The sequence below is a fragment of the Massilia niastensis DSM 21313 genome, assembly GCF_000382345.1.
GTDB lineage: Bacteria > Pseudomonadota > Gammaproteobacteria > Burkholderiales > Burkholderiaceae_D > Telluria > Telluria niastensis.
Window position 1 is genome coordinate 132,080 of the sequence record NZ_KB908086.1, and the last position, 6,271, is coordinate 138,350.

General features: G+C 65.3%; 7 protein-coding genes and 1 pseudogene. 6 read left to right on the top strand and 2 right to left on the bottom strand.

The genetic code is table 11. From position 1 onward, the window contains the following. Positions 1-366 (bottom strand): TraR/DksA family transcriptional regulator, encoded by a 366-nt coding sequence (locus tag H162_RS0108955; RefSeq protein ID WP_020653124.1) that lies wholly within the window; start codon positions 364-366, stop codon positions 1-3. 268 nt (positions 367-634) lie between these two features. Here H162_RS0108955 and ccoN point away from each other — a divergent pair, with 268 nt between their 5' ends. The 6 genes from ccoN to H162_RS0108985 are packed head-to-tail and all read left to right on the top strand — an operon-like array spanning position 635 to position 5,737. Then, positions 635-2,086: a cytochrome-c oxidase, cbb3-type subunit I gene (gene ccoN / locus H162_RS0108960; protein ID WP_020653125.1), complete on the top strand. Its 1,452-nt coding sequence runs from the start codon at positions 635-637 to the stop codon at positions 2,084-2,086. A gap of 18 nt (positions 2,087-2,104) precedes the next feature. Then, positions 2,105-2,719, top strand: a complete 615-nt coding sequence (ccoO, locus tag H162_RS0108965) for a cytochrome-c oxidase, cbb3-type subunit II (protein WP_020653126.1) — start codon at positions 2,105-2,107, stop codon at positions 2,717-2,719. A gap of 1 nt (position 2,720) precedes the next feature. Beyond that, entirely contained in the window at positions 2,721-2,891 is a 171-nt protein-coding gene (locus tag H162_RS0108970) for a cbb3-type cytochrome oxidase subunit 3 (protein WP_020653127.1), read from the top strand. After that, a complete protein-coding gene (gene ccoP, locus H162_RS0108975; protein WP_020653128.1) occupies positions 2,884-3,819 on the top strand; it encodes a cytochrome-c oxidase, cbb3-type subunit III in 936 nt (311 codons plus the stop codon). Before H162_RS0108970 ends, ccoP begins: the two co-directional genes overlap by 8 nt. Then, complete coding sequence (gene ccoG, locus H162_RS0108980; RefSeq protein ID WP_020653129.1) at positions 3,816-5,195, top strand: cytochrome c oxidase accessory protein CcoG; 1,380 nt, start codon at positions 3,816-3,818, stop codon at positions 5,193-5,195. The genes ccoP and ccoG overlap by 4 nt, the downstream gene beginning before the upstream one ends. A gap of 14 nt (positions 5,196-5,209) precedes the next feature. After that, on the top strand, positions 5,210-5,737 hold the full coding sequence (locus H162_RS0108985) for a FixH family protein (protein ID WP_026354428.1): 528 nt from the start codon (positions 5,210-5,212) through the stop codon (positions 5,735-5,737). Between the two features lie 281 nt (positions 5,738-6,018). On the opposite strand, the pseudogene H162_RS34970 reads toward H162_RS0108985, so the two are convergent. Beyond that, positions 6,019-6,271, bottom strand: a pseudogene (locus H162_RS34970) (IS4 family transposase); the annotation flags it as partial.

Consider the following 6,271-nt stretch of genomic DNA (forward strand, 5'->3'; position numbering starts at 1 on the left):
CTACATCGACGGTCCGCGGCCGCTGTGCTGTTCCTTCTCGATCCGTTCCTGGCACCCGATGCAATGGCGCACCGTGGGCGTGGCCAGCAGGCGTGCGTCAGGGATCGCGCATCCGCAGGATTCGCAGATGCCGGCGCCGCCGGATTCGAGCTTGCCGAGGGCGATGTCGATCGCCTGCAGCATCTCGGACTCGTGCCGGGCGAAGTACTGCTCCTCGTGGCTGATCATCTCCGCGCTGACGCGGTCGTCGCCCGGCGCTTCGTGCGCCAGCGGGCCGATCGTCGGGGCGTCGCCTTCGGCGGCTTCGGTGCGCGCACGCACGGTGCGCAGCATGTCCTCGCGCGCCTGCTGCAGGCGCTTGCTCATCTCATCATGTACGGCTGGCGAAAGAGGCGGCATGGTGTTTTCCTGTGTGTGAAGGCGCCATCCGGGGACGGTGGGCCGTCCGTCACGAACCTTGATTCACCTCAAAGCCGCATCGCTGGATGTGCCGGGCAAGGCCTTGCTCACTCGGGTGCAACACTTCGCTGCATACACCAGCCGATACTGAACAATTTGATTCACATCAAGGATTTTTAGGGTCCCCAACAGCACACTCCTGACTGTCATCCATTTGATTGATCAGGAGAGCATCTTGGACAGCAGTCTAAACTATAACTACAAGATCGTGCGCCAGTTTGCCATCGCGACCGTGGCGTGGGGCGTGATCGGCATGGCAGCGGGCGTGTTCATCGCTGCGCAGCTGGCCTGGCCCGCGCTGAACTTCGATATCCCATGGCTGAGCTACGGGCGCCTGCGGCCGCTGCACACCAATGCGGTGATCTTCGCGTTCGGCATCTGCGGCCTGTTCGCCACCTCCTACTATGTGGTGCAGCGCACCTGCCAGGTCCGGCTGTTCTCCGACCGGCTGGCGGCCTTCACCTTCTGGGGCTGGCAGGCGGTGCTGGTGGCGGCCGCCATCTCGCTGCCGATGGGCTTCACGCGCGGCAAGGAATACGCCGAACTCGAATGGCCGATCGCGCTCCTGATCACCGTGGTCTGGGTCGCCTACGCCGTGGTGTTCTTCGGCACCATCGTCAAGCGGCGGGTCCAGCACATCTACGTCGCCAACTGGTTCTTCGGCGGCTACATCCTCGCGGTGGCGATCCTGCACGTGGTGAACGGCATGGCGATGCCGGTGTCGGCGATGAAGTCGTACTCGGTGTATGCAGGCGTGCAGGACGCCATGATCCAGTGGTGGTACGGCCATAACGCGGTGGGCTTCATCCTGACCGCCGGCTACCTGGGCATGGTGTACTACTTCATCCCGAAGCAGGCCGAACGCCCGGTATACTCGTACCGGCTGTCGATCGTGCACTTCTGGGCCCTGATCTTCACCTACATGTGGGCCGGCCCGCACCACCTGCACTACACCGCGCTGCCCGACTGGACCCAGTCGATCGGCATGGTGTTCTCGCTGATCCTGCTGGCGCCGTCCTGGGGCGGCATGATCAACGGGATGATGACCCTGTCGGGGGCCTGGCACAAGCTGCGCTCGGACCCGCTGCTCAAGTTCATGATCGTCTCGCTGTCGTTCTACGGCATGGCCACCTTCGAAGGCCCGATGATGTCGATCAAGACCATCAATTCGCTGTCCCACTACACGGATTGGACCGTGGCGCACGTGCATGCCGGCGCCCTGGGCTGGGTCGGCTTCATCACCATGGGCTCGGTCTATTACCTGATCCCGCGCCTCGCGGGGAAAAAGCAGATGGCCAGCATGGCCCTGGTCGAGACCCACTTCTGGGTCGCCACCATCGGCATCGTGCTCTACATCGCCTCGATGTGGATCGCCGGCGTGATGCAGGGCCTGATGTGGCGCGCGGTGAACCCGGACGGCACCCTGACCTATACCTTCGCGGAAAGCGTCAAGGCCACCTATCCCTACTACGTGATCCGCTTCAGCGGCGGCCTGCTGTACCTGTCGGGCATGCTGCTGATGGCCTACAACACCTGGATGACGATGCGCGGCACCGTGAACGTCGACGCGCGCATTCCGGCCGGGCCGCACCTGGCCGGCAAGGCCGGCGTCCCGGTCCACGCCTGAGATTTGAAGGAGCCTGCAATGAAATTTTCCCATGAGTGGATCGAGAAGAATCCCTGGCTGCTGATCGGGCTGGTCCTGCTGGTCATCTCCTTCGGCGGCCTGGTCGAGATCGTGCCGCTGTTCTTCCAGAAGTCGACCACCGAGCCGGTGGCCGGCCTGAAGCCGTACTCGCCGCTGCGCCTGGCCGGGCGCGACATCTACATCCGCGAAGGCTGCTACAACTGCCACTCGCAGATGATCCGTCCGTTCCGCGCCGAGACCGAGCGCTATGGCCACTATTCGGTGGCGGGCGAATTCGTCTACGACCACCCGTTCCAGTGGGGCTCGAAGCGTACCGGCCCGGACCTGGCGCGGGTGGGCGGCCGCTACAGCGACGAATGGCACCGCACCCATCTCGACAACCCGCGCGACGTGGTGCCGGAATCGAACATGCCGGGCTATCCGTGGCTGGCGAAGACCAGGCTGGCCGCCGCCGACATCGTGCCGAAGATGCGCGCGATGCAGCGCGTCGGGGTGCCGTATTCGGATGCCGAGGTGGCCGCCGCGCCGGCCGAACTGGTCGACAAGACCGAGCAGGACGCCCTGGTCGCCTACTTGCAGGGCCTGGGCACCCAGATCAAGACGAGGAACTGACATGACACTGCAACAGATGTTCGACGACGCCAGCAGCGTGATGACCGTCGTCAGCTTCGCGACCTTCCTGGGCATCGTGGGCTGGACCTATGTGCTGCGCAAGCGCAGCGATTTCGACGCGGCGGCGCGCCTGCCGTTCGCGGACGAGGCGGGAGAACAGGAACATGGCTGACTTCTTCAACGGCTTCTGGCATTACTACATCGCCGTCATCACGATCCTGTCCATCCTCGGCTGCGGGATCCTGCTGTGGTCCCAGTCGAAGCATCGCGTCCGGCTGGACGCGGACGGCCGGCCCGAGCCAACCACCGGCCACGTGTGGGACGAAGACCTGACGGAACTGAACACGCCGATGCCGCGCTGGTGGATGATCATGTTCTACCTGACCATCGTGTTCGGCCTGGCCTACCTGGCGCTGTATCCGGGCCTGGGAAGCTATGCGGGCAGGCTTGGCTGGAACGCGAGCGGCGCATACCAGGCGGAGCTCAGGCAGGCCAGGGCCGACTTCGGCCCGCTGTTCGCGAAGTACGCCGGCCAGGACCTGAAGGCGGTCGCCGCCGACCCGCAGGCCCGGGCCATCGGCGAGCGCCTGTTCCTGACCTATTGCGCGCAGTGCCACGGTTCGGACGCGCGCGGCAACAAGGGCTTCCCGAACCTGAGCGACGGCGACTGGCTGCATGGCGGCGAGCCCTCGGTGATCAAGGCCAGCATCATGAAGGGGCGTGTGGGCGCGATGCCGCCGATGGGCGCCGCGCTCGGGTCGGATAAGGATGTCGAGAGCGTCGCGCATTACGTGCGCAACCTGTCCGGCCTGACCGCCGACCCGCTCAAGGTCGCCTTCGGCAAGCCGAAGTTCGCCGCCTGCGTGGCCTGCCATGGCGCGCAAGGGCAGGGCAATCCGATGCTGGGCGCCCCCAACCTGGCCGACAAGGTCTGGCTGTACGGCGGCAGCGCCGACACCGTGATGGAGACCATCCGCAAGGGCCGCACCAATACCATGCCCGCCTTCGGCGAATTCCTCGGCGAAGAGAAGGTGCATGTGCTGGCGGCCTATGTGTGGAGCCTGTCGAATGGCGCCGCCATCAGGACGGCCGCGAAATGAATGCGCCACGGGAAGCGGTGATCCGCATGTACGCGGCGCGCGAGGAGATCTATCCGCGCGAGACCGGGGGCCGCTATGCCACGCTGCGCTGGGCCTGCGTGTGGCTCACGCAACTCCTGTTCTACGGCCTGCCCTGGATCCAGCTGAATGGCCGGCAGGCGGTCCTGTTCGACCTGGCCAGCCGCAAGTTCTACCTGTTCGGGATCGTGTTCTGGCCGCAGGACTTCATCTACCTGGCGGCGCTGCTGATCGTCTGCGCCTACGGGCTGTTCCTGGTGACGGCGGTGGCGGGGCGGGTGTGGTGCGGCTTCGCCTGCCCGCAGACGGTGTACACCGAAATCTTCCTGTGGATCGAGCGCAGGATCGAAGGCCCGCGCAGCAGCCGCATCCGCCTCGACCGCCAGCCCTGGACCCTGGAAAAGCTGGCCAGGAAGGGCGCCAAGCATGCCGCCTGGGGCGTGGTGGCGCTGTGGACGGGCTTCAGCTTTGTCGGCTACTTCACGCCGGTGAGGACGCTGGGCGGCGAGGTCGCGGCGCTGGCCCTGGGACCGTGGGAAGCCTTCTGGGTGCTGTTCTACGGCTTCGCCACCTACGGCAACGCCGGCTGGCTGCGCGAGCAGGTGTGCAAGTACATGTGTCCGTATGCGCGCTTCCAGAGTGCGATGTTCGACCAGGACACCCTGATCGTCACCTACGACGCCGGCCGCGGCGAGCCGCGCAATGCGCGCCGCAAGCTGGCGGGTGCGGGCGACTGCATCGACTGCAGCATGTGCGTGCAGGTATGCCCGACCGGGATCGACATCCGCCAGGGCCTGCAATACGAATGCATCGGCTGCGCCGCCTGCGTGGACGCCTGCAACGGCGTGATGGACAAGGTGGGCAAGCCGCGCGGCCTGATCCGCTATGCGACCGAGACCGCGCTGGCGCAGCGCCTTGGCCCGGCCGGGATCCGCAGGCGCGTGCTGCGTCCCCGGGTGCTGGTCTACACCGTGGTGCTGGGCGCCCTGGTGGCCGCCATGGCGACCTCGATCGCGCTGCGCAACCCGCTCAAGCTGGACGTGATCCGCGACCGCGGCTCGATGGGGCGCGAGGTCGACGACGGCATGATCGAGAACGTCTACCGCCTGCAGCTGATGAACACGAGCGAGGCGCCCCACAAGCTCCGGATATCCGTGGCCGGCATCCCGTCGGCGGAGGTGGCCGGTGACGACGTGGTCGAGATCGGGCCCGCGAGCACCCGCGCGGTGCCGGTGCGCGTGCGCATCGGGCCGGGCGCCGGCCATCCCGGCTCGAACAGGATCGCGTTCACGGTGACCGGCCTCGCGAACCCGGACCTCCACGTCTCCGAAGAAGCCGCCTTCATCGTGCCGAAGTAAGAAAGGAAACTAGCATGCAACCCGCAAGCCCCGCATTCCCCCGCGGCGACAGCGCCCCCTGGTACAGGCACCGCTGGCCGTGGTTCCTGATGATCGGCCCGGTGCTGGTCCTGCTCGCCGCCGCCGTCACGACCTGGCTGGCGCTGAGCCGCCCCGACGCGATGGTGGTGGACGACTACTACAAGCAGGGCAAGGCGATCAACCAGGACCTGCGGCGCGACCGCGTGGCGAGCAGGCTGGGCCTGTCGTTCGAGGCGCGCCACGACGAGCGTAGCGGCCGCCTGACCGGCCACCTCCAGAGCTTCGGCGCCCCCGTGATCGCCCCCTTCCACATCCGCCTCACCCATCCGACGCAACCGGAAAAAGACTTGCTGCTCGAAGCGCTACCCGACGCCGCCGGCCGCTTCTCGGCCGCGCTGCCGCAGCTGGAACAGACCCACTGGCAGGTCGTCGTCGAAGGCGCCGCCCGCGACTGGCGCCTGTCCCGCAGCTGGCGCCCCTCCCGGCAACCCACCCTGCACATCAACGCCGACCCCCGCTAACCCAAGGCAGGCTACCCCCAAGCTCACCAACCCCAATTGGGGTCAGAGTCGAATTGTTCATTAACATTCTCACTATTCACGGTAATTCGACTCTGACCCTAGTTATCCGCCAGGCAATTGGCCAATAATTCGACTCTGACCCTAAATCACTTTCGGCCTGTTTTTGGGCCTGGAAGCACGTTTTTGTTTGGTCGGGTCAACTCTTCCGGTCGAGCTCGGTTTTTTTACTGTCCTAGGGCAAAAAATACTGCCAAAACAAATAGGGTCAGAGTCTAATGCCGTTAAGTTAGGGATGGCGGACGTCGGAGTCGGCGTTCTGGATAGCGTTGCGGTTTGGCTTTGGTGACCCGGTCGAACTTTCGGCCGGGTCGATACACATTCAGTTCGATAATCATCCTCTCGCGCATGCGTTTAAGTACACCTGGTAAGTTGCCCTGTGCATGCAAGGCGGCTGCGTGAGTCATTTCGTACTGAAACGCAGCCAGCGCGAAGACGAAGCTGATGCTATTCGGTGAGCACTTTGCCTGTTCGGCC